Here is a 23,334-nt window from a genome sequence, read left to right as displayed (position 1 = left end):
TTAATTATGCCCTTGATTGAGAAGATGGAAAAGGCAGCGGTTGATTTGAGTCGGCAAGCAGAAGTTTATTTCGCCGAAGGAAAGTTGAATGAGGCAGTTGCGGCTTGCGAGTCAGCGTTGAAAATTGAACCGAATTTGGCGGCAGCGTGTCAGACGCTGGGAAAGGTGATGCAGGTTCGAGGTGAAATCGAGCAAGCTAAGCAGTGGTATGAAAGGGCGATCGATCGCAATCCAAATTTGCCGGAAGTTTATGCTAATCTCGGCATTTTGTATTCTCAAGAAAAACAGTGGGAAAAGGCGATCGCCAATTGTGAAAAAGCGATTTCTTTAGTACCGAATTTTGCTGCTGTTTACCGCCAGTTGGCGAGAATTTGGACGCAGTTAGAGAAGCGAGAAGAGGCGGCAGACTGTTGGTATCAAGCTTTTAATATTGAGCCGAATTGGGCAACGGCTGAGGAGTACGTCACTCTGGGAAATAGTTTTGTTGAATTGGGAAAGTGCGATCGCGCTATTAAATGTTATTCGCGCGCAATTAAGTTAAACCCGCAACTGGCAATAGCTTATCACAATTTGGGGGAAATGCTGGTTGGGGAGAAACGGTGGGATGAGGCGATCGCCAATTACCGACAAGCGATTGCCATCAATCCAATTTTTTTTGAATCTTACCACAGTTTGGGTAAAACTTGGGCGGAGCGAGGAGAATTGGATCGGGCGATCGCCTGTTACCGCAAAAGCCTCGAACTCAATCCCAACTACGCTCGTGCTTACGTGGGTTTAGGTAATGTTTTCGCGCAAAAACGCGACTTTGATGCAGCCATTAAATGTTACCGTCAGGCTCTGGAAATTAATGATAATTCCTACTGGACATACAATTGCTTAGGAGACGCTTTGGCTCAAAAACAACTGTGGCCCGAAGCTATTAGTTGCTACCGCAAAGCTATTGAAATAAATCCAAATATCCCTTGGTTTTATGTCAATTTGGGAATTGCCTTCACCTGCGAACAATCCTGGGATGAAGCTGTTAGCGCTTACCTGCACGCGGTTCAGATTGAGCCGAATTTGACGGGGATCAATCAGAGGTTGGGATATGTTTTGCGGAAGCGAAGCGAATCGGACTTAGACAGCACAATCCAAACTTATTGTCAAGGTATCGAGGTACTTGCAAGCGGGAAAATTTACCACAAATTGCTGGGAATTGAGTTAGATGGAGCAGAGTTTTATATAAATTTAGGCAATAGTTTAGCGAAACAGAAGCAGCTTGAAGGTGCGATCGTATTTTATAGCATGGCACTGCAAATTGAACCCAATGCTGCGGAAGTTGTCGCCCAACTCAATGATGTTCGGGCGAAACAACAGGAGTTATACGCACAAATTGCCACTTACCGTCGCCAAATAGAAATCGCTCCGAGCAATGCTCAGCCTTACAACGATTTAGGAAATATTTTACCGCAATTAGGGGAATTAGAAGAAGCAATTATTTGCCACCAAAAAGCGGCAGAATTGAGGAGTTGGCCTGAGTGTGCGGCGAAAAATTATCAATTTACCCAAGATTGGTTTACCCACAATATTCCTATTTGGAAATGGCATTTGCAGGAATTTACCGGAATTGCGGATTTTCAAGTTGTGGAAATCGGCAGTTTTCAGGGAATGTCGGCTTGCTGGCTGCTGGATAATATTTTAACTCATCCGACGGCAAAGATTACTTGTATTGATTTGTATTTCCAACAACATTTTAAAGGCAATATTGTTAAAACGGGAGCAGCAGATCGGGTAATTGAATTAGAAGGTTACTCTCAAGATTTGTTAGTGAATTTGACTTCGGAATATTACGATGTTGCTTACATTGACGGCTGTCACAAACCCACAAGTGCTCTGCAAGATGCGATTTTATCTTGGAGGTTGGTGAAAGTTGGGGGATTGATGATTTTTGACGATTACGAGTTCACTTTTCCCGACAGCCCGGAGCAAGATACTAAAATTGGGATAGATGTTTTTTTGGAGATGTTTGGAAGTCAGTTAGAAGTAGTACACAAAGGCTATCAACTGATTGTTAAAAAACTCGGCAATCAAAGTTTGGGCGCCGAGCAAACTCTGTTGTCTCTGGGTTGGGAAAAGTTGGGGGAGATAGCGGCGAATTCCGGTTATGTGGATGAGGCGATCGCCCGCTATCAAACAGCTATTAAAATTAAGTCGGGCAACTACTTAACTTACCACAATTTGGGTAAAGCTCTGCAAGAGAAAGAACTGTTTGACGAAGCTCGGGCAGCTTACCAACGGGCGATCGCACTCAACCCTAATTTTAGTTGGTCTTACCACTTTTTGGGGGAAACTTTGCAGGCGATGGAGGAACACGAGGAAGCCACTGTTGCTTACCGCAAAGCTATTGAGTTAAATCCCGATTTTTGTTGGACTTACAACAATTTAGGCGATGTGCTGATGGAGCTTTCTGAGTGGGAGGAAGCTGCTGTTGCTTACCGCAAGTTAGTTGAACTGAATCCCGATTTTTGTTGGTCTTACGACAGATTAGGTAAGGCTTTGATTGCATTGGAAAACTGGGAAGAAGCGGCGGCGGCTTACCGCAAAGCTATTGAATTAAATCCCGATGATTGTTGGTTGTACAATAGTTTGGGAGAAGTTCTGGAATTACAAGAAAATTGGCCCGAAGCAGCAGCGGCTTTTGGTGGTGCTATTGAGCTAGAATCCGATCATAGTTGGCTGTACAAAAAGTTAGGCGATGCACTGCGGAAGCAAGGGGAATTGGAAAGGGCGATCGCCATTTATGAAAAAGGTATCAATCTCGATCCAAAATCCTGTTGGTGTTACGAAGGATTGGGTTTGAGTTTAATGGCTAAACAGCAGTGGGAACCTGCAATCACTAATTTAGTTCAAGCCCTGCAAATTAAACCCGATTTGTTTGAAGTTTACGATAACATAGGTTATGCTCTGGAACAACAAGGAGAAGTCAATGAGAGCGATCGGGGAGAATACAGCAATCTAATCTTACCCTTAAGTATTCTCAAAAAATACTGTGGGTTTACAGAAGATTTGACCGTTGCAGCAGAATCCAATCCGCACCTCACCTGCATTGACATCCATCCTGCGAGTCAAATCAATTTATCTGATTCCAAAACAATCGACAGCAGCCGCAGATTTTGGGAACATCAAAGTCATTCCAGAAAAGCTTTTGTTGCCGTATTGCCAAACGGACGAGCTTGGGCAGATGTTGTGACTACCGCCGTCATTACTTCAGACAATAAACTTGTTACTGATATTTCAATGGGCTGTTCTGAATTGGTAATCACTTCCGACAAATTGCCTCCCGCTGAACACGTCGATGGAAATGTGGCTTTTTTATCGGCTCGCTGGGGTGGAGCCGCTTATTTTCATTGGATGTTTGATGTGATGACGCGATTTGACCTTTTGCAGCGGAGCGGATTGATAGAAACTATAGATAAGTTTGTTGTCAATGCCTCGGATTCTTCCTACCAAGCCGAAACTTTAGAGACTTTAGGAATTCCTCAAGATAAACTTTTAGAAAGTCGCTGCAATTTACACATTACAGCCGATAAATTAATAGTTCCGTCAATATTTTATGACGGAGCGGGAGCGGTTTCTAAATGGAAGTGTGAATATCTTAAACAGACATTTTTAAATGAAAAACCGCCACTAAACACAGACTATTCAGAGCGAATTTATATCACCCGCCAACAAGCATCCTATCGGCGAATCGTCAATGATGAAGAGGTAATTAAATACTTAGAAAAATTGGGGTTTCGCAGTGTTAAGTTGGAAACTATGTCGGTAGCGGAACAAGCATCGTGTTTAGCTGCTGCTAAAGTAGTTGTCGCACCTCACGGAGGGGGGTTGACTAATCTAGTTTTTTGCAGTCCGGGAACCAAGGTAATTGAGATTTTTTCTCCCCTTTACGTGCCGCATTGTTATTGGATGATTAGCAATTTGTGCGCTTTGGAACATTACTATTTACTTTGCGATTTGGTGGATGACCAAACTCAGAAATATCCGGGACATAAAGATATACGGGTGGATTTGAACTCGCTGGAAAAATTAATGAATCTTGCAGGAGTTTTGCATGGATAATGACTACCACAATCTGGGTAATTCTCTGCAAGAAAGCGGTCGGTTTAATGAGGCTGTTGCTGTTTACAAGCAAGCTATTGAATTAAATCCTAATTTTTCGTGGTCTTATCACAGTTTGGGCGATGTTTTGCTGAAACTTGAAAAATGGGAGGAAGCTGTCGCTGCTTACAAAAACGCTGTTGAGTTAAATCCCGATTTTTCTTGGTCTTATCACAATCTGGGCGATGCTTTGCTGAAACTTCGGCGATGGGAAGAAGCTGCTGCTGCTTACCGCTGCGAGATTGCACTCAACTCGGATTTTGCTTGGTCTTTTTGCAATTTAGGCGACGCTTTAACTCAACTCAAACAGTGGGATGAAGCTATCGCCGCGTATTTAAAAGCTATTGAAATTGACGGAGATTTGCCGGGAATTTACGAGAAGTTGGGATACGCTCTCGGACAAACAGAGTCGGATTTAAACTTAGTGTTAGAACAATCTCAATTGCAAATTACACGGGAAAATTGGGAGTTTTATTTGCACTTAGGAGAGAATTTAGCCAAGTACGATCGCCCAAAAAGCGCAATTATTATTTACCAAGCTCTCTTGACAGCTCTGCCTAATTATGGTAATGTTTCAGCGAAATTAGAGGAGTTGTTGCAGCAGCAAGAAAAGTGCAATAGCGCATTAGCCTCATCTCGCGCAACTATCGCCCAAAAACCCGATGATTGCTGGTCTTATTATAATTTAGGTGCTGTTCTGAGCCACCAAAAATATTGGGAGGAAGCGGCGGCGGCATTTTTTCAAGCAATAGAAATAAATCCCGATATTCCTTGGTGGTTTTATTACAATTTGTGGGAAGTTTTTGTTAAGCAAGACAAGCTAGATGAAGTTGAGAACTTTTGCCGCGAAGTTGTTGCAGCTAAACCGGAGGCTTTTTGGCCTTATCTGAATTTGGGCGAAGCTTTGACGAGGCAAGGTAAAATTGCTGAGGCGATTAGCTGTTATCAAACTGTTAGTTTTAAACAAAGTTTTGCATCTATTATCAGTAAGAGAACAGGCAAGATGCCTGTTCCACAAGCAGATACAGGCAAGATGCCTGTTCCACAAGCAGATACAGGCATCTTGCCTGTTCCACAAGCAGATACAGGCATCTTGCCTGTTCCACAAAATTGGAACTTAAAAGCCGTTAAAGTTCCTAACTTTATAATTATTGGTTCTCAGCGGTGCGGCACGACTTCTCTGTATACTTATTTAGCTCAACACCCGCGAATTTTGACTCCGATTAAAAAGGAGATGGATTTTTTCTCGTGGCACTTTGACAGAGGGATTGATTGGTATTTGGCTCATTTTCCCCCAATGCCTTCGGGAGAGGAATTTGTGACGGGCGAAGCAAGTCCGAGCTATTTTGACTATCGGGAAGCACCGGAACGTCTCTACACCGCGTTTCCAGAGGCTAAGCTGATTGTACTGTTACGAAATCCGGTCGATCGGGCGATTTCTCAATTTTACCGCTTGACTGACTTAAATTGGGAAGCGCGATCGCTCGATCGAGTAATTAGCGATGAAATTGAACGGTTGAGTCAAAATCCAGAATACATCATCGGCGAGGAACCGGGGAATTATTTAGCTCGCGGTAGGTACATAGAATTTATCAAAAACTGGCGGACTTTCTTTCCCCAAGAACAGTTGTTAATTTTGAAAAGCGAAGATTTTTATGCAGGTGCGGCCACAACTGTCAAGCAAGTTTTAGAATTCTTAGATTTGCCGGAATATCAATTGTCTGAATACCAAAATGCTAATCCCGGTTCTTACCAGCCGGTCAATGAATCGGTTCGCGATTGGTTGAGCGATTATTTCCGACCTTACAATCAGGAATTAGAGGAATATTTGGGGAGGGAGTTTGATTGGGAATAAAGTTGAGCTAAGATTAGAACAACTTGTAAGGAGGTAATACCGATGCTGACGAGCGAGCTAGATACGCTACTTAAGGAACAAGCACTCCAACGCCAAGATCCTGAAGATCGCTACATTACCGATAGCGCCAACTGGGAACAATACGAGACACTGCTGAATCGGATTGGAGATACAGCGGGATATCGAGTTACTTATTTAGATGGAGTTTTGGAAATTATGTCGCCTTCTCGCCGCCATGAAAGTAGAAAAACTCGCATTGGAGATCTGCTGCTTATTTATTTTGTAGAAGCTGACATCGAATATTTCCCTTTTGGGTCTACAACTCTGCGACAAGAGGAAAAACGTGGCGGTACGGAACCGGATGAAGCTTACTGTATTGGCACAGATAAAGAATTTCCCGATTTGGTAATTGAAGTGATTGTTACCAGTGGCAGCATCAATAAACTAGAACTGTATAGAAGGTTGAATGTGCGAGAGGTTTGGTTCTGGCGAAATGACCGATTTTCTATCTACCATTTGCGAGAAGAAATTCCGGTTGAATTCGTGTCCAACTGCGGTTATGAATTAATCACACAAAGCGAATTGCTGCCAGGAATTGATATCGATATGTTGACAGAATGTGTAAAAAATCCTCACCCGTTAGCAGCAGCAAAGGAATGGAGACAGAATTGCCGACCTACTTAACCCTCTTTTGTCAGTTTCGGCAGAAAATAATCTGGGATGGTTACATCATAAGGCTTTTACCAAAAACCTTGATTTGGGCCATTCTGTTAGAAAATAAATGCTCAAATCCTTGATCTATCTACAGTTGAAAATTTGGTTCTCATTTTTAATTTTCCAGAGTGACAAAAGAGGGTTAAACAGCAAGTTTTAAATCTGCTATCTGTCGCAAAGACAATGAACTGAGCTCGCGCGCGCGCCCAAGTCCGAGAAAAAAACTCGCCTCCCCTTGACAACTCATACTCGTTATGAGTACGCTATAATAAGCAAAGGAATTGAACCCAAGTACCCAAGAATTTAAAATCATGCTGACGAACCAAGAAGGTCAAAGAGTACCCAAAGTCACCTTTCGCACTCGCAAAGACAACGAGTGGGTCGATGTCACCACCGATGATATATTTGCAGGCAAAACCGTAGTGGTCTTCTCGCTGCCAGGAGCTTTTACTCCCACTTGTTCGTCAACGCACCTCCCCGGTTACAACGAATTGGCCAAAGTTTTCAAAGAAAACGGCGTAGATGAAATCGTTTGTATTTCCGTCAACGACACCTTTGTGATGAATGAGTGGGCCAAAGACCAAGAATCAGACAATGTGACGTTAATTCCCGACGGTAACGGCGAATTTACCGAAGGCATGGGAATGCTGGTAGACAAAACAGATTTAGGCTTTGGCAAGCGGTCTTGGCGTTATTCGATGCTGGTAAAAGATGGCTTGGTTGACAAAATGTTTATTGAGCCTGATGAACCGGGCGATCCTTTCAAAGTGTCCGATGCCGAGACGATGCTCAACTACATTAACTCCGCAGCAGCCAAGCCGAAGGTAGTTTCGCTGTTTACAAAAATGGGCTGTCCCTTCTGCGCTAAGGCTAAGGCACTGCTGAGTAAACATGGCTTTGATTATGAAGAAATCGTCTTGGGCCGGGAGATCACAACCAAATCGCTCCGGGCTATGACTGGGGCTACAACTGTGCCGCAAGTATTTATCGACGGCAAGTTGATCGGTGGTTCCGAAGCCCTAGAGTCTTATTTGGGTGTTGCTTAGTTAAACCAAAATACTTAGATTGCGGGTGCCCGCGTGCACACCTTACAACGAGTAAGGTGTGCACGCGGGCGTTTGTCGTATTTGGGGGTATTTAGCCCGATCGAGCTTTCGGGTCATTAGTTCGATCGGTCTATTTATCCATTCTCGTGCCACAATTACTGGGGAAGTAATATTAAAAACGCAAGAAAGGGGAGTGAACGATCGTGGATTTGAGTTTAGTCGCGTCAAATATCTTAAATCCGCCCATATTAGCTTTTTTCATGGGAATGCTGGCAATTTTTCTCAAATCTGATTTAGAAATTCCAGCGCCCATCCCCAAACTGTTTTCGCTCTACCTGCTGTTTGCGATCGGATTTAAAGGCGGCGTCGAACTATCCAAAAGCGGAATTGACCAGCAAGTTGCCCTGACAATTTTGGCAGCGATGCTGATGTCAATGCTCGTACCCGTTTATACTTTTTTCATATTGAGGATCAAACTCGACTCCTACAATGCCGCCGCGATCGCAGCCACCTACGGTTCCATCAGCGCCGTCACATTTATCACCGCAACCTCCTTCCTCACAGCACAGGGGATCGACTTTGACGGTTACATGGTAGCCGCGCTAGCATTAATGGAATCCCCAGCAATTATAGTTGGTCTGATTCTAGTCAGTGTATTTGGGGGGGAAGAAGGAAAACGCGAAATAGTTTGGTCAGAAGTGTTGCAAGAAGCATTCCTAAACAGTTCAGTTTTTCTGCTGATTGGCAGCCTAATTATGGGCATAATGACAGGAGAACATGGTTGGGAAGTTATGAGTCCGTTTACTCAAGACTTGTTTTACGGAGTTCTGACTTTTTTCTTGCTAGACATGGGGCTGGTTGCTGCTAGCAGAATTAAAGATTTGCAAGAAGCAGGAATTTTTCTGATCGGCTTTGCAATCCTAATTCCCATAGTCAACGCAGTAATTGCTTTGGTAATAGCCAAATTAATCGGAATGCCGCAGGGAGACACTTTGCTGTTTGCCGTATTGTGCGCGAGTGCTTCTTATATAGCAGTACCAGCAGCCATGCGCCTAACTGTTCCCGAAGCGAATCCAAGTCTTTACATTTCAACTGCCTTAGCAGTGACATTTCCATTTAATATCATTGTAGGCATTCCCCTGTATCTATACGGAATCAATATGTTTTGGAGGTGAGATGATGGAGTCAGTCAAAAGAGTAGAAATCATAGCCCACTCAGTGGAGCTCGGCAAGATTTTAGACGGTTTAGACAAAGCGGGCGTACCCGGTTATTCGGTGATTCGTGATGTAGCTGGAAAAAGCACTAGGGATCACGTTTCCCGTGATTCATCAATGACGGCGCTGGATAACATTTATGTGCTTGCTTTTTGTTCACCAGCTCAAGTTTCAGCAGTTGCAGAAAACATTAGACCCGTGCTCAATAAATTTGGTGGGTCGTGTTTTATTTCAGATGCGGTGGAATTGCTAATTACTAGGTGCGTCGGGTAGTCATTAGTCATTAGTCATTAGTAATTAGTAATTAGTCATTAGTCATTAGTCATTAGTGATTGGTGATTATACCACTTCGGAAAATTTGAGCTACACATATAGCAATCCTCGCATCATTTGTGAATTTCTTACTCCCTCCCCGCGAGTTCGGGGAGGGTTGGGGTGGGGTAAAAAATTTACGACTCCTGCAAGGATTGCTATAGATTGTACGCCATAGGTGTATGGACACGGCAGTGCTGTGTCCTTGCGCGTATCTGCGACTTTAATCCTAGGCTTTGGTTCCGACAATCGTCACTGGTGAGAATGCTAATCCGTTTCTCCTTTTGGATAAGTTTTTTATTATTACTTTAGGCTGATTTAAAAAATGCAATTTTGAAAATATTTTCTGTCTATTATAGCACTTTTACAAGTTGACAAAAATCAGCCATTAGCCATTAGTCAGCGGTCTTTTCAGGATTAATTGCCCTTCCCAGCCGGGGCCGAATTCAGAATTCTTAAGAGATAGAAAAGAATCAGTTGCAAAAATCCGTTAGCGTGGTAAATTCTAAGCCACAACAGGCGATCCTTTTCGTTGGCGTAGCCCCCGTAGGGGCGGGCTTCGCTAACGCCCGATCGACTAACGAGATTTTCAATAGGAGTTTAAACATGGCTGCATTAAAAGTTGGCATCAACGGATTTGGTCGCATCGGACGGCTAGTCATGCGCGCCGGCATCAAAAACCCCAACATCCAATTTGTCGGCATTAACGACTTAGTTTCGCCAGAGAACCTGGCTTATCTTTTCAAATACGACTCCACCCACGGCATTTACAAAGGCGAAGTTGAAAGCAAACCAGACGGGATTGTCGTTGACGGACTATTTATCCCCTGCACATCGATTAGAAATCCGGCAGAATTGCCTTGGGGTAAAACGAGCGCCGATTATGTTGTAGAATCTACCGGATTGTTTACAGATTTTGAAGGCGCCTCAAAACACTTGACGGCAGGAGCAAAACGAGTAATACTTTCAGCACCGACAAAAGACCCGGAAAAAGTGGCAACTTTTCTAGTAGGCGTCAACCACCACAAATTTGACCCGACAAAAGATACGGTTGTTTCTAATGCTAGCTGTACGACGAATTGTTTAGCACCAATTGCCAAAGTAATCAACGATAACTTCGGCTTGGAAGAAGGTTTAATGACGACAGTTCACGCAATGACAGCTACTCAACCAACTGTAGACGGCCCCAGCCAAAAAGATTGGCGGGGAGGACGCGGTGCGGCTCAAAATATTATTCCATCTTCGACCGGTGCAGCAAAAGCTGTTACTTTGGTGTTGCCAGAATTGAAAGGAAAATTGACGGGAATGGCTTTGCGGGTGCCAACTCCCGACGTGTCTGTAGTTGACCTTACTTTCAAAACGGCGAAGGAAACTAGCTATAAAGAAATTTGCGAGGCAATGAAAAAAGCTTCGGAGGGCGAACTCAAAGGCATTCTTGGATATACTGAGGATGCGGTGGTTTCGACAGATTTTCAGGGCGACGCGCGATCGAGCATTTTCGATGCAGGTGCGGGAATTGAACTGAATTCTAAGTTTTTCAAAGTTGTTTCCTGGTACGACAACGAGTGGGGTTATTCTAGCCGCGTGATTGACTTAATGCTGTCGATGGCCGAGAAAGACGGAATTTTGAATAATTAATTTTTTTGGGGGTGGCATTTTGGGCGGGCTCGCGTGCCCAACCCCTACTCCCCACAAACAAATTCCTAGGATATTTTGTGGAACGGGCATCTTGCCCGTTTCTGATAATGTTACCTAATGTAAGTTAAACTTTTTTTGTTTCCGATTCGATCGCGCTTATGTCTGAATTACCACCGCTGAATAACGAAACTATTTGGGCTATTCTCAACGAAGAAATCGACGATGCTGCCGTCAACCGATTAGTTTGGCTGTATCTGGGCTACCGCTGGGATGCCGAGACTGGCAAGTGGAACAGTGCAGGTGTTGCAGCCGAGTGGCGGCAAGAGTACCCGGAACCGCCGGATTTTATCGATTCTAGGCCGGCGACGGTGAAATTGACTCGATCGACCCCCCCAGAAAACAAGCAGTTGCTGAAGGAAAAATTGGGCTTTAAAGGCTATAAAATTGGGGAATTCGGGCCGAGACAGACTCGCAGGGCGACGATGGCTAATTGGTTGATGGGTTTTATCGAATCTGGGGCGTAAAAGGAATTTTGGATGGCTGCGCGGTTGTGGCCACCGTTAAAGTACAGAGATAGGAGATTTTTTGGCAGGAAAACCCCTAAATCCCTATAAAGGATTGAAACTTTGATTAAACTCTTCCTCTCTTTCTCTGTGTCCTCTGCGTCCTCTGCGGTTAATTAACAAAAATTAAGCCTGTTGAAAGTCAAAACACACTAAAACCAGCCAATTCCAACATCCTCACCCCGAACCCTGACACCGGACTGCGGCAGACTTTATGTGTATACTTTGAGGTCAAAAGGTTTCAACCGCCGCCTTCATAAAGGGACTAATAAACCCGGATTTGGTATTAATTATTTTCCGGGCGATTGTGCTAACAGATTTGATATAAGCGAAGGATTTTAAACTCGAATTCAATTAACTAGATCGCCAACGCTTCAGCCTTATTTTGCTGGTTCTTGCTGCACCTGCCAATTGCCTCAACCCAGGTACACGGTCCCACCAATTAGGAGTGATGTCACTAGGGGAACTCCTTTGCCACCCCAGGTTTGGAGAAGCAATCAAGGTGACAACATCGGGATTTTGAGATCGGAAAGTAGAATAAGCTCCGTCGAGGTGCATCGGGCCGCCGTCGGGATGTCCCGGAGGTCGGTGTTGCACTTCTTCCAGAAACCGCAGGAGGCGATCGAAAATCCTGCCATTGACAGCGTAAAAATGAGTGGTCATTACCCCCCCAGAAAAGGGTACGAGGGCGACAGGAGACTTTTGTTCAACCTCTTCGACGTGTCCGAAGTAGACGAAATCCCAATCTTGCTGACACAGTTGTTGGAGGATAACAGCTTGGTCTGTTCTGAACTTTGCTGAAATTTCTAGGTCGTCTTCTACAATCAAAATATTGCTCAACCCCTTGTCTTTTGCCTGCTTGAGGATACCTACATGACTGGAAAAGCATCCCCTCGCCCCAATGCTGGGGAAACCTCCTGCTTCGTCGGGGCGGATTGCGGGAAATATCTCAACCTTATTGGGCGTGAGGGGCATTCCTGCTTTCTCTAATTCCTTGACTATGAGTTGCCGTCGGTCTTTCCTTTCAGGGAGATTTACCGCATAAACTCCCTGGAAATAGTCTGTAATTTTCGTCATAGTTTTATCTCGAATCAAGAAGTTGAGGAATCTTCGGCTTGAGCGGTCTCAAATTTTATTTTAGGTCTGTGTCTGCCTTAAACTATTCTATTTTTAGCAAGCTGCATCTTCCATTTTCCTAAACTTACTCAAATTACCTCGGCAGGATGTACTATTAACAGTTTAATTAGCATTGGGATTTGAGTCAGAAGCAACGCATTTCCCCTGTTGAGTTGGGTTTAAGGCTAGGTTAGACACTACTTTAGAAACAGCAGCTTGTTCTTGAATCCATCCGATTTCCCCCGGTTGCAGCTTGGCGCTTTCTACTTCAACTGTTGGCTTAACTACCGGGGAAGGCGAGGGAGTGGGACTTGCCACAGCGGGAGATGGATTCAGTGTCGGTTTTGAAACTGTAGAAAAATCTTTATTTGACTCGGGTTTGGGAGAGTTCGATCGCACTATTTCAGGAATCGAACAAACTTTCAATTCCAGCCAATTGCCTTGAGGCGTAAGCTGTTTGTTTGTCACCTGCAAAACGCTGCCGGCTGGGACTGTTCCTTTGACAGTCAACTCACCGATTGCGCCTCGCAAATCCAAGCGATCGCCCTCTTTTCCCAATTCCCCAGCCCCAGAACTTTTAATCTCTATAAACGAGCCTGTTTCTAAAGATTGGACAGGAGAAGCTACAGATTCAACTGTTTTCTCCGGCGTCCTTCCAGCCTTAATTAAACCGCCTTTCCCGAAAATCGACTCCCCGGCAGTATCGATCGCGCGACCCACCGGAGGGATGAAAAAATAAGCAAATACACCCCCCAACCCTAATAAAAATAAAATTTTCAGCAGCAGCCAAAATAAACTTTTGCTTTTTTCCGGCGGTAACAACAGCGTTTTTCCTTGAGAATTCCCCTCGCCCAGGCTTGTGCTTTCGGTCAAATCCGTTGGCATATCCTCGCTATCGGAAATTAGTTCGATCGGCGTATCTAAAGGTGCGACAGACAGTTCTGTAAAAGTATTGCCGTCTTCCCTCAAATGTGCTTGACAGTGAATTAAAGCAACAGTGACGTTATCGTGACCGTTTCTAGTATTAGCAATCTCAATCAGTCGATCGCGCGCCTTAGCCAAACTAATGCTACCGTCGAGAATTGGCAAAATCTCCGCTTCCCAACATTCCTCAACCCGGTCTTTATCACTCAAACCGTCGGAACACAGCAGCAAAACGCAGTCTTCATCCACTGGAAAACGCTGCACAGTCGGGTGCAAAGTGTTGGACGAAGTAATCCCCAAAGCTTGAATCAGAGCTCCGGCGGCCACTTGTTCCAAAGCATCCCGGTAGAGAGAGTAGCCCAAACGCACCTCGCGGCAGGCCACATTATCATCGAGAGTAACTTGATAGCAGCCGGTGCGGGTAATCCAGTAAGCCCGACTGTCTCCGACGTGGGCGACGTAGAGTTCGTGAATGTGGGCTAAACCCATAACTAGCGTAGTTCCCATCCGCTGGCGGCCTTGGCGGTGTTCGCTGTCGTTGCGACTGGCTATCTTGTCGTTAGCAGCACAAGCCGCCCGTTCCAGCTTGGAAGTCAGGCTCAACGGGTCCCAATTAGCCTGATGCAGGGGCATTTGCTGCAACTTGTCGCGCAGCACACCAATTGCTTCTTCCGAAGCGACTTCGCCGCCGTCTTGTCCGCCGATACCGTCGCACACGATCGCGCAAGCTTCCGCCCCCGGATTTCCTGCCAACAGCGTACCGCTGGGGGGATAGCAAGCATCTTCGTTGTGAGCGCGGGATCTGCCTACATCCGTGCCCGTGGCAATTTCAACGTGACGATCGTAAAATCGGCCGCACTTTGCCAAAGCTTTATCCAACTGGCCCATTAGTTGTTCGCCGTGGCGCACTTGACCGGCAACCATTTGCTGGCAAAGTTGCCTCAAAAAATTGGCAATAGCCGGGTGAGCATCTTCGAGCCACTGCTGCCACAATTTGCCCAACTGCGACAAATGAGGCTGTTTGCGATCGGGCTGCAATTCCAGAAACCGCACCAATTGCCCTTCCACCCGTAGCAGTTCGGGAGTCAGCAGCGTCGAAGCGACGCCCTGAGCGATACACGGCTGCCACAACTGGGCTATTTGCCACAGCCAATTGAGTTGGCGCATCGCTGCGGCTCCTTTCCAGGAATCCGCCAATTCCGGCATTAAAGATTCCGTCACCTTCAAAATAGGCACGTTTTCCAGCAGCCAGATATCTCCCGATAGCTTGCTCATCTTGGACGATACCAGACCGTATACTTGAGGTACGTGCAACTGATAGGCAAACAGTCTCAGATAAGGAGTGACAACACTCGGAATCTCATCGGGCAGTTCCGGCAAGTGTTCGGGTTGAGTATCGACAAGAAGTCGATCGCGCTTGACCAAGTAGCGACCAGCGATCAGATCGCCTGGCTTACACCCTTTGATCCCTTCACCTAAAGCCCATAAGTAGTGTTTTGCCACAGAGTTTTGCATAAGGGTTCCTGACGCCTTGGGGCAAGCGTGCTGATCTGAACTATTTTAGCGATTGAACCTCGACGGGTTGATACGTGGCGATTATTTGACACCCCCGCTTTCTCAACAGACGGAGATTCTTAAGACTTCGCAGTCCTAATCTCCTGATTTTTCAGGTTTCCGGGCTCACCACGTTTCCACTGTTGTGTGCGTAGTGATATCTGACTTTCCCCAGTCTAGGGGTAGGTTTTAATGTCTTGTACTGACACGAACAGTTTACCATTTTGTTGACGGTCGGATGAATCTTGCTATGAGCTTTCACGGTTAGACGATCGCGCCACACCCCAGTCATTGGCTTGAAATCACCAAAAAACTGGGTGGAGCGAAGCGGAGGGCTGAAGCCCCGTCCTTATAGGACGGCTTTACATTGAATTAAATCCCCTTTCGGGGTCGGAGAGGGAATTTTATGCAACCTCTCCGATTTTTGGGGAATGGTTGCCCCAAACTCCCATTTCTGGGGTAAAGTTAGCTTCGACAAAGTTATAAAGGCTTGCGCCGGCTAGCAGCACTGTCGAGCGTGACCTTAAGACTGTTTAACCACTAGCGACAGAGCAAGGGACTAGCTTCGCATCAAGCGGGTGTCGTGACCTAAATAACGTAGCTATTTAAAGCTTAGTCTGGTCAGAATGGCCTGTTAGATTTCTCTTTCAAGCCTCACGCCTGATAGCTGAGGTTTCTGACGCTGTTTTCAGCATATTCCTGATAGCGGCAATTTCCGAAGAAATCGCAGCACTCAAGGGAATGGAGATTTTAGACTAACTCTAATGGTATGATGCAGCTAGGTAGAAATCACCTGAGCCGACAGGTATAAATAAATATCACTTCTCGGTTTTCTCGCGAAGGGTCATCTGTGCCTCGCACCCTAGTTTCGCAACAGAAGTTAAATTTAACCCTACCCAAAGACGGATACAGGCCCGCAGATTCATCTGTGGAGTCAATCTAAAATCTAAAATCTAAAATCTAAAATCAACTGACGGATGCCAGCCCCCGACAGGAATCGTGGACAGCAAAAAAAATTAGATATTAGTTCAAGCGCCCAGATTCATCTCTGGAGTCAATCTCAAATCTAAAATCTAAAATCTAAAATCGACTGATGGACGCAAGCCCCCGACAGGAGTCGTGGAGAGCAAAAAAAATTAGATATTAGTTCAAGCCCGCAGATTCATCTGTGGAATCAATCTAAAATCTAAAATCTCAAATCTCAAATCGACTGACCGGCCTCTGCAAGCTGTTGAGTATTGAACCATGCACCCACATGAACCCAGCGCCTTTCCCAAGAATTTGCCCGATCCGAAGCTGCCACCTGCTGTTGAAATAGACGAAATACTCACTAGCATTCAACATTCTCACAGTTTCTATTACCAAGTGATGAATCTTGAGGTTTGGGCACTGGTGGAAACCTTGGATGGGATGTTTCCCGGCGCTTGGGGTCAGTTTATGGCCAACCGCCAAGTCGCAGTTAAACAGTTTTTGGAACGAGATCACGTTCCAAATTCTCGGGTTGATGCTGGGGAGGCGGGGGAGAAGTCCGAGGGCACTCGGAAGAAGGAAGAAGCCGGGAGTCAGGAGTCAGGAGTCAGAAATAAGCAGGAAGAAGAATAAAAGCAGATTTTCTCAATTCTCCCCATCTGGGCCTTTCCTTGGTATCGAAGTCTAAATTCCCCTCAATCCCCAAAGCGAGAGAGGAAACAGAACCATCTTTTCCCCCGTACTCCCAGGGCGGTTTCATTCTCACCAAAAACATGAATTTTGTAGGGGTAGTGCCCCCGTGCCTACCCCCGACCTAGACAATTCGATCGGCAGTCAGACCAAAAGGGCCGGCACGGGGAGTAGGGGTAGCACGGCCCCTACAAGAAAATGAAACCGCCCTGCGGTACTCCCCTGATTAAGAGAAGTAGGAGGGATCGAAACTCAGCTACAAGCGACATTTATTATGGGTTTCAATCTTAAGTTGACATAAATGCCGATCGCCCGATCGCCCTTACAGGTGAACTTTGGAATCAACTTGAGGCAAGCCCATGCTGTAGTTAACAGCGCGGCCGTTGAGGTTGTAGCTGATTTGGCCTTTTTGGAGGAGCGATCGTACCAAGTGTTCCAACTCCGAACCGATACGGCGGAGGTTGTACTCGGTCAAATCTTCGCCCTCGTAGGCGTCTACGAGTTGGTCGAATTTGGCATATACCTGTTTGACAGACTCGTCGTTCCAGTTAAGTTCGTTATCTGGGTCAATGTCGAGGGTCAAAAGGTCGTTGCTGGGGACGAGTTCGTTATCTTCGAGGATGGCGGTGTATATGCGAATATGGCGGGTTGTTGACTTGAGCTGCATGAGTTCTTATGTGTAAAGATTTTTTGCTGAATTAATTGTAATGGGTCACAGACCTTTGCAGGAGAGTAGGTCGCCTGTTGTGCGATCGATCGGCATATCTCACTCCCCCTCCGACTTCAAGGCAAAGACTTGGAATCGGTAGTTTTGAGACCTAGTTAATTCAAGACTAAAAACGAAAGCTTTCGTAAAGTATAATAATCCAGAATTGGCATAGGAGGACAAGGTGGAAGGCAAGAGATTTATTCACTCCCTGCAACTGCAAAACTTCCTTTCCTATGGAAGTGAGGGGGAAAAAATTGAACTGCAACCCCTGAATGTATTGATCGGTACTAACGCATCCGGCAAATCTAACTTAATTGAAGCGATGGGAGTGTTGAAGGCAACACCTACCGACTTACTTGCTCCGATTCGTCAAGGAGGTGGTATCAGCGATTTTCTGTGGAAAGGTGAAAAAGGTACTCCCACAGCAAAAATTGAGGCTATTTTAGATTACCCAGAACGAACGATGCCACTGCGCTATCAAATTAGTTTTACCGCAGTCGGTCAGAGACTTGAAGTAGTGGACGAAGCTATAGAAGATATGGCACCGCGCCATAGTTCTGAAAGCGGGCCATTTTTCTATTACCGTTATAGCGATCGGGGTCGCCCTGTTATCAATGTTATAGAGGACAACGAGCAACAAACAAGAAAGCTGCGGAATCTGCGACGAGAAGATATCATTCCCGATCAATCTATCTTATCTCAAAGAAAAGATCCCGAACAATATCCAGAACTCTCATATCTGGGAAATAAATTTGCCGACATTGGTTTATATCGTAACTGGCAGACAGGGAGAGATTCAATATCTAGAAAAGCTCAGCAAACTGACTTGCCAGAACATCCGCTTTTAGAAGATGGTGGCAACTTAGGACTTGTTTTAAACAACTTACAGTATCAATTAGGAAGCAGGCAAATTATTGAAAAATTAAAGCTGTTCTACGATGCAGCCGAAGAACTGAGTATCAAGATTTATGGCGGTACTGTCCAGATATTCATCCGCGAAACAGGATTAACTCAGCCAATTCCCGCAACTCGTTTATCAGACGGTACGCTGCGTTATTTATTCTTAATAGCTTTACTTCTAGATCCAACTCCCCCGCCACTTATTTGTATTGAAGAACCGGAGATTGGCTTGCATCCCGACATTCTGCCTGCTGTTGCTGAAATGTTGATCGAAGCCTCACAGCGCACACAATTGATTGTGACAACCCATTCCGATGCTTTAGTGTCGGCTCTGAGCCCTGAGTCAGTGTTAATATGCGATCGGGATGATAGAGGAAGTCACCTGAGCCGTCTCGATCCCGAACGACTGAAAAAATGGCTGGAGAATTACAGTTTGGGAGACCTTTGGCGGATGGGAGAAATCGGGGGCAACCGATGGTAAAAGAGGTTCGCATTTACATCGAAGGCGGCGGCGATGGCAAGAATACAAAGCAATTACTTCGAGGAGGATTTAGCTTTTTTTTCAAAGAACTTGTGGAGGTTGCCCGCAGCAATAAAATTAAGTGGAATATCACTGTTTGCGGTTCCCGGAATAATGCTTTCAGGGATTTCAAGAATGCTTTGGCAGATCACCCAAATGCTTTTATCATCCTTTTAGTTGACTCAGAAGCCCCTGTAAAGCAGCCGCCTTGGGAGCATTTGAAGTCGAGGGATAAGTGGGATTCGCCGCCTGGGGTTGATGAGACTCATTGCTATCTCATGGTTCAAGCAATGGAAGCTTGGTTGATAGCTGATATTGATACTTTAAAAAGATTTTACGGGCAGGGATTTAAAGAAAATGCGATTCCTAAAAATATTAATGTAGAGACGATTGAAAAGGATTTGTTAGAACCAAGTCTGAAAGCAGCTAGCCGCGACACAAAATCGAAAGGCGAATATCAAAAGATACAGCACGCTTCCAAGCTGTTAGAAATGTTGGATGTTGACAAGGTTCGCAAGGCTTCTTCAGAGTGCGATCGTATTTTTACAACTATCATCAAACTCATGGAGGATTGAAGCGATGAAAGTAGCCAAGGGCGCGAAGCAAGACAGGGAGAAAGGGAGGGTGGGCGATCGTCAATTTCTCGGAATTCCGAAATTTTTCAGTTGTTCGGCAGTCCAATTTTTGTAATATTCAGTTTTCTCTAAAGCATCGGAAGCTGGCTTCAGCTTAGAATTTACTTGAACAGTGAAGCCCGGATAGGGCATCCTCCTAGTATGAAGCCCGTCAATATTAAAATCTTCTTCGGGATGGATGTGAAAAGCCAGCAAGCCCAACTCTGAAATCTGATTATTCAATTTGTCTATCAATTCTTTAGTTTCTGGCGCACTAATTGCAGTTTTTTCAGGATTAATTACTACCATTATTTCAAATTCCGAATTGTAAAATTCATAAATGGATTTCATTATGGCAGAATCGCGATCGAACTCAGTCAGTGCAGAAAACCGCTCGATTTTGAATAAAATTTGATTTGCCAAGCGTGCCTTTTTAGCGAAGGGACAAATCGGTAAATCGCTGAAAACTGGATGCGGCAACTCGACAAACTCGGTCATCCATCTGAGGGTAGATTCTATAATTTCCGTGTCAGATTCATTCATGGAAAATCTATGTATTTGATCTTTAATACTAATCATAATCTATTTCTAAAGCGATGCACACCCCACTCTTGGTATCAATTTAAGACTGAAAGCCATAATAAATGTCACTTCTATCAAAGTCTCGATCCCCCTAAATCCCCCTTAAGAAGGGGAGTAGGGGTTGACTTTGAGAATGCTCTTGTCCCCCCCTTGTTAAGGGGGGCTAGGGGGGATCTCCGGGTCAAGAAAACACGCCCTGCTCCTGCCATTTCTAAGGACTCAATTGGTTACTACAAACATTAATTTATTCGTGAATTGTGCCATCTGGCATAATTGCACCTGCGAGTTTTGCCTTTTCCAGATTTACCGCCCCACTTAGATTCGCTCCCTTTAGGTTGGCTTTTTCTAGGTTTGTATTATCCAACTTTGCCCCGCGCAAGTCTGCCGAAGTTAAGTCGGCTCCACTAAAATTTCCAAAACTAAGGTTAGCCCCACACAGATTTCCTTCACTTAATATTGCTCCGCTTAGATTACATTGTTGAAGAGTTCCACCAACCAGATTAACTTTGCTCAGATTAGCACCACTAAAATTTGCATAACGTGTTTCTGCATTTTTCAGATTCGCTCCACTCAAATCTGCCGCAGTTAGGTTAGCACCCTCTAAATTTGCCTGCATCAGGTTGGCTCCTATCAGGTTTGCTGCCGTTAAGTTGGCACTACTCAAATTTGCTTCGCTTAAGTTGGTTTTATTCAAATTAGCTTGCAGGAGTTTTGCACCCTGCAAATTTGCCTTAGTTAGATTTGCACCACTCAAGTTAGCTTCACTCAGGTTGACATAACTCAAGTTACGACGAGCTAGGTTTGCTTCTTTCAGTGAAACATTAGGAGCAATTAAGCAAGCACCTGCTTTAACAGGGTCAAAGCCTCTGGGGAAGACAGTCTGTGCGTTGTAAAGAGCTTGTTGAAGTTTTGATCCTTCGAGGTTTGCCCCTTCAAGGTTTGCCATTAATAGGTTAGTATCACTTAAGTTTGCATTACTCAAATCAGCCTTCATCAATTTTGATTCCCTCAAATTCAACCCTGTTAAGTTTGCTTTACTGAGGTTTGCCCTGGTGAAGTTGGCCCCCGATACGGAATGAACACTACTGAGATTTACCCCACTCAAATTAGCTTCACTTAGATTTGAGCATTGCAGATTTACTTCACTTAAATTTGCATTTATGAATTTTGCTTTCTCTAAGTTGGCTGAGGTGAGATTGGCTGTGTGAAGGTTTGCATGACATAAATTTGCCTCACTCAGGTTAGCGACTGATAAGTCTACTCCAGCGAGTTCTGCACCGCTGAGATTAGCGCCACTCCAGTTAACTTTGGTCAGGGATTTGCCGCTCAGATTTACTCCGGCTAGATTAACTCCCGTAAAATCTCGTTCTCCCTGATTATACCGTTGTAAAAATTCCTCAGCACCGATCGCTGGTTCCAGATTTTCTAGTGCAGAATTATCTATTTTTTCCTCTTCCTGAGATTGCACAGTATCCGCATTTACAGGAGTAGCCATCGGCTGTTCTACCGCTTCGCTAGATACTGGAATCGGTGTCTCCTCGATCGCCTCTTCGCGCAATAACCGATCCACGCGATCGCTAAACCGCCTCACAACCTCAGCATCATCAACCTTCTCAGCAGCATTCGAGCTTTTCTCAACCGCATTCTCAACATAATACTTGTCTACAAAACTTTGCAACCCAGCATTATATCCCTGTCCTACCGCCTGAAACCTCCATTCGCCATTCTTCTTATACAAACGTCCAAATTCTAAAGCTGTTTCTTGGGAAAAAATCTGATTTAAATTGTACCGAACCAATTCGCTAAGAGTTTCTCGGTTGTAAAGCCGGATAAAAGCATTTGTAACTTGACTAAAACTTTGATTTTTTTCCTGTCCCTCGTGAATAGTCACAACAAACACAATTTCCTGAATCGCCGAATTGATTTTACTCAAATCCACATAAACCGTCTCATCATCTCCGTCTATTTGCCCAGTCGCGCTGTCTCCCGAATGTCGCACCGCACCGTCGGGGGAGGTCAGATTGTTGTAAAATACAAAATACTTTTCATCAGGAATCCGACCGTCCGCCGCTAACATAAAAACAGATGCGTCAATGTCGCAGTTTTGTGCTGTCTGGCTGACTTGCCAACCCAGGGCGATCGCAATTTTACTGAAATCAGGAGTTTCTTTAGAAAGATTGAACCTTTCACCCTTAGTTAATTCGATACTCATATGCGATAATTCCCTTACCTCATAAATGGTATTAATTATCTCATCTATGTTAACCCGATCGCAAATTGGATTTTATCTCGAAGACATCGAAACCCCAATTGGCAGAACCGTCAATTTAACCCTTACCGGACTCATTCTTTTATCTTCCGCCAGCTTCATCGCCGAAACTTACCCGCTTTCCCAACCTGTTAGAATTAATTTCCAAACTCTCGATACTGTTCTTTTAATCGTTTTTGCAGTTGAGTATTTATTGCGGCTGTGGTGTGCCGAAAATCGAGTTAAATTTATTTTTAGTTTTTTTTCAATTATTGATTTGCTGGCAATATTACCATTCTTACTGGGATTTGTCAACGTTAGTTTTATCCGAATTTTTCGCTGGTTTAGAATTCTCCGACTCATCCGCTTTCTGGAATTGAAAATTTCTATTTTCCGCATCAGCAGCGAAGATGGAGTGATTTTTGCTCGGATTTTGTTTACTTTGCTGGCAATAATTTTTGTTTATTCTGGTTTGATTTATCAAGTCGAACATCCGACAAATCCCGAAAGTTTTGGAACTTTTTTGGATGCTGTTTATTTCTCCGTTGTCACCATGACCACCGTGGGATTTGGCGATGTTACCCCGATTTCGGAATCAGGTCGTTTTCTGACTATTTTGATGATTTTGACGGGAATTGCTCTGATTCCGTGGCAATTGGGGGATTTGATTAAACAATTAGTTAAAAGTGCTAATCACGGAGAAGCTGTTTGTAAAGGTTGCGGTTGGTCTGTACACGATGCTAATGCTAGATTTTGTAAAATGTGCGGCAGTCAGTTAGATATCTAAGTCGCATAATTAATGTTTTACCTCCGATTTTAGAAAGGTACAGGAATTACGCATTATCAGGATGTAGCAAGATTTTGAGAGTGCTGCACGACCAACGCTTGGCGATAAAAATACGTTACTTTTGCGTAATTACTGAAGGTAGATAAAAAAATATCAACTAGGAGAAGACTGTAGAAAAAATTGCTAACTCACTTTGCACTCGCCAAACAACACCCCAGGTGGTATCAATATTCCAGTGATT

At 44.7% G+C, this 23,334-nt stretch carries 17 protein-coding genes; 12 read left to right on the top strand and 5 right to left on the bottom strand.

Features of this window, described 5'->3' with window-relative positions:
• Positions 1–6 precede the first annotated feature (6 nt).
• From QUB35_RS24665 to QUB35_RS24630, 8 genes are all read left to right on the top strand, one after another.
• On the top strand, positions 7–4,098 hold the full coding sequence (locus QUB35_RS24665) for a tetratricopeptide repeat protein (RefSeq protein ID WP_333144308.1): 4,092 nt from the start codon (positions 7–9) through the stop codon (positions 4,096–4,098).
• Positions 4,091–5,992 carry a tetratricopeptide repeat protein gene (locus QUB35_RS24660; RefSeq protein WP_333144307.1) on the top strand — a complete coding sequence of 634 codons (1,902 nt, stop codon included), beginning with the start codon at positions 4,091–4,093 and terminating at the stop codon, positions 5,990–5,992. The genes QUB35_RS24665 and QUB35_RS24660 overlap by 8 nt, the downstream gene beginning before the upstream one ends.
• A 42-nt stretch (positions 5,993–6,034) precedes the next feature.
• Entirely contained in the window at positions 6,035–6,676 is a 642-nt protein-coding gene (locus QUB35_RS24655; protein ID WP_333144306.1) for a Uma2 family endonuclease, read from the top strand.
• A 341-nt stretch (positions 6,677–7,017) separates the two neighbouring features.
• Positions 7,018–7,752, top strand: a complete 735-nt coding sequence (locus QUB35_RS24650; RefSeq protein ID WP_333144305.1) for a glutathione peroxidase — start codon at positions 7,018–7,020, stop codon at positions 7,750–7,752.
• A gap of 203 nt (positions 7,753–7,955) precedes the next feature.
• Positions 7,956–8,927, top strand: coding sequence for a sodium-dependent bicarbonate transport family permease (locus QUB35_RS24645; protein ID WP_333144304.1), 972 nt, complete (start codon positions 7,956–7,958; stop codon positions 8,925–8,927).
• A gap of 4 nt (positions 8,928–8,931) precedes the next feature.
• Positions 8,932–9,240 carry a P-II family nitrogen regulator gene (locus QUB35_RS24640; protein WP_015174010.1) on the top strand — a complete coding sequence of 103 codons (309 nt, stop codon included), beginning with the start codon at positions 8,932–8,934 and terminating at the stop codon, positions 9,238–9,240.
• A 645-nt stretch (positions 9,241–9,885) separates the two neighbouring features.
• Positions 9,886–10,917 (top strand): type I glyceraldehyde-3-phosphate dehydrogenase, encoded by a 1,032-nt coding sequence (gene gap, locus QUB35_RS24635; protein WP_333144303.1) that lies wholly within the window; start codon positions 9,886–9,888, stop codon positions 10,915–10,917.
• 158 nt (positions 10,918–11,075) lie between these two features.
• Entirely contained in the window at positions 11,076–11,441 is a 366-nt protein-coding gene (locus tag QUB35_RS24630) for a DUF1823 family protein (RefSeq protein ID WP_333144302.1), read from the top strand.
• Positions 11,442–11,834: 393 nt separating this feature from the next.
• Here the strand turns inward: QUB35_RS24630 and QUB35_RS24625 are convergent, their stop codons facing one another.
• Positions 11,835–12,557 (bottom strand): glycosyltransferase family 25 protein, encoded by a 723-nt coding sequence (locus QUB35_RS24625; protein ID WP_333144301.1) that lies wholly within the window; start codon positions 12,555–12,557, stop codon positions 11,835–11,837.
• Between the two features lie 162 nt (positions 12,558–12,719).
• Entirely contained in the window at positions 12,720–15,035 is a 2,316-nt protein-coding gene (locus tag QUB35_RS24620; RefSeq protein ID WP_333144300.1) for a protein phosphatase 2C domain-containing protein, read from the bottom strand.
• Positions 15,036–16,319: 1,284 nt separating this feature from the next.
• On the opposite strand from QUB35_RS24620, the gene QUB35_RS24615 reads away from it, so the two are divergent.
• Positions 16,320–16,676, top strand: a complete 357-nt coding sequence (locus tag QUB35_RS24615; protein WP_333144299.1) for a hypothetical protein — start codon at positions 16,320–16,322, stop codon at positions 16,674–16,676.
• Positions 16,677–17,055: 379 nt separating this feature from the next.
• Here the strand turns inward: QUB35_RS24615 and QUB35_RS24610 are convergent, their stop codons facing one another.
• The gene (locus tag QUB35_RS24610) at positions 17,056–17,400 is read right to left on the bottom strand and encodes an NAD(P)H-quinone oxidoreductase subunit M (RefSeq protein ID WP_332954908.1); all 345 of its coding nucleotides are present in this window, start codon (positions 17,398–17,400) and stop codon (positions 17,056–17,058) included.
• Between the two features lie 223 nt (positions 17,401–17,623).
• Here QUB35_RS24610 and QUB35_RS24605 point away from each other — a divergent pair, with 223 nt between their 5' ends.
• Together QUB35_RS24605 and QUB35_RS24600 are read left to right on the top strand one after the other, a co-directional pair.
• Positions 17,624–18,823: an AAA family ATPase gene (locus tag QUB35_RS24605; protein WP_333144298.1), complete on the top strand. Its 1,200-nt coding sequence runs from the start codon at positions 17,624–17,626 to the stop codon at positions 18,821–18,823.
• Complete coding sequence (locus QUB35_RS24600) at positions 18,817–19,437, top strand: DUF4276 family protein (protein WP_333144297.1); 621 nt, start codon at positions 18,817–18,819, stop codon at positions 19,435–19,437. The genes QUB35_RS24605 and QUB35_RS24600 overlap by 7 nt, the downstream gene beginning before the upstream one ends.
• A gap of 60 nt (positions 19,438–19,497) precedes the next feature.
• On the opposite strand, the gene QUB35_RS24595 is transcribed toward QUB35_RS24600, so the two are convergent.
• Together QUB35_RS24595 and QUB35_RS24590 are read right to left on the bottom strand one after the other, a co-directional pair.
• Positions 19,498–20,019: a hypothetical protein gene (locus QUB35_RS24595; protein WP_333144296.1), complete on the bottom strand. Its 522-nt coding sequence runs from the start codon at positions 20,017–20,019 to the stop codon at positions 19,498–19,500.
• 283 nt (positions 20,020–20,302) lie between these two features.
• Positions 20,303–22,270, bottom strand: coding sequence for a pentapeptide repeat-containing protein (locus QUB35_RS24590; RefSeq protein ID WP_333144295.1), 1,968 nt, complete (start codon positions 22,268–22,270; stop codon positions 20,303–20,305).
• Between the two features lie 46 nt (positions 22,271–22,316).
• Here QUB35_RS24590 and QUB35_RS24585 point away from each other — a divergent pair, with 46 nt between their 5' ends.
• Positions 22,317–23,093 carry an ion transporter gene (locus QUB35_RS24585; protein WP_333144294.1) on the top strand — a complete coding sequence of 259 codons (777 nt, stop codon included), beginning with the start codon at positions 22,317–22,319 and terminating at the stop codon, positions 23,091–23,093.
• Positions 23,094–23,334 lie beyond the last annotated feature (241 nt).

This window comes from Microcoleus sp. B13-B6, assembly GCF_036705405.1.
In the GTDB taxonomy this organism is placed as follows: domain Bacteria; phylum Cyanobacteriota; class Cyanobacteriia; order Cyanobacteriales; family Microcoleaceae; genus Microcoleus.
This window is presented reverse-complemented; position numbering and strand designations above follow the sequence as displayed.